The organism is Treponema porcinum (genome assembly GCF_900167145.1).
In the GTDB taxonomy this organism is placed as follows: domain Bacteria; phylum Spirochaetota; class Spirochaetia; order Treponematales; family Treponemataceae; genus Treponema_D; species Treponema_D porcinum.
The window spans coordinates 1-1,230 of record NZ_FUWG01000032.1 but is presented as its reverse complement, the minus strand read 5'-3'; the positions used below and the strand labels follow the sequence as shown (position 1 = coordinate 1,230).

Annotated in this window: 1 protein-coding gene; it reads right to left on the bottom strand. The window is 41.3% G+C overall.

The features are described 5' to 3' along the window. Nucleotides 1-46: 46 nt before the first annotated feature. On the bottom strand, nt 47-1,126 hold the full coding sequence (locus tag B5D55_RS11385) for an IS110 family RNA-guided transposase (RefSeq protein WP_078931922.1): 1,080 nt from the start codon (nt 1,124-1,126) through the stop codon (nt 47-49). Between the last annotated feature and the right edge of the window lie 104 nt (nt 1,127-1,230).

The window sequence follows — 1,230 nt, the reverse complement described above, 5'->3', positions numbered from 1 at the left end:
CTCCTATGATATTTGTCAATAGCAAGGAACTCCTGATTCCATAATTTTACGATGCTTTTGATAAAGCTTCAACTGCAAGTTGTGATATTGAAGTTGAAGGTCTGTTTTCATATGATGTTCCTGTCTTCAGCAACGTGTACATCAACTCTGCAAGTTTTCTTGCTACAGCCACAATTGCAATTTTTTTTCCTTTGCTTTGAACCTGCGTCATATATAGATATTTTTCCCTTAATGCTCCGCTTCCTTTTGACCTTACATGTGACCATGCCGCCAGTATAAGGAGAGAGCGTAAGTTTCTGTTCCCGCATTTTGTTATATGACCAAGCCTGCAAATTGTACTGGACATATCAAGCCGGGGAACAAGTCCCGTCGCTGCTCCTATTGCACCGACATTCGGAAATCTGGATCCGTCGCCTAAAAAAGCAACAAATGCCGAAGCAAGCTGCTTTCCGACTCCAGGAATTTCTTCGAGTTTTTCTATATTCCTGTCGCCCTCAATTTCCTTGTCTAATAGACCTTCAACTTCTTCTATCTGCTTTTCTATAAGCTCCAGTTTTTTTATATTCCGTTCTGCCTGCAGAAGAAAAAGTCCATTCAACATCTTCACACATTCTTTTCTGTTATTGTTATTATCAAGATCTTTCTTCGTAATTTCTGTGATTCCGCTTTCGAGGAATATAGCGTGCATTCTGTTGATTTCTTTCGTTCTGTCGTGCTTGAGCTGTCGCATTTCAGTAAGAATCTGCCTTAAATTTTCTTCATGCTCTGATGGAAGTTCAACTGAAGGCAGTTCTTCATTTGAAAACTTCTGGACAAGTCTTGCAAGTTTTAATGCGTCTTCCTTGTCATTCTTTTTTACGGAGCGGTAAATTAAGGCTATCTGGCTGGGATTAAGGAGGACTACTTCGCATCCGACTTCTTTGCGTATTTCCTTTACCATAACCATAGCCAGTGAGCAGACTTCTATGGCTACTCTGTCTGTCTGATTGAGCTTTTTGTAAAGTTCTTTCCGGCCCTTTGGGCTTGTCAGCCCGTTTGTTCCTGTTACTTTCCCGTTCGAATGAATGAACTTAATTTCATAAGTCCTTTTCCCCAGGTCGATACCTACAAATCTCTTCTGTTCCATTTTTTACCCCTTATATGATAAAATGGAATCAGGAGTAAACGCTGGTAGTGGTATACCGTGCTCCTATCCGAGGTCGTGGGGAATGCCCCCACGCCTCATTATGG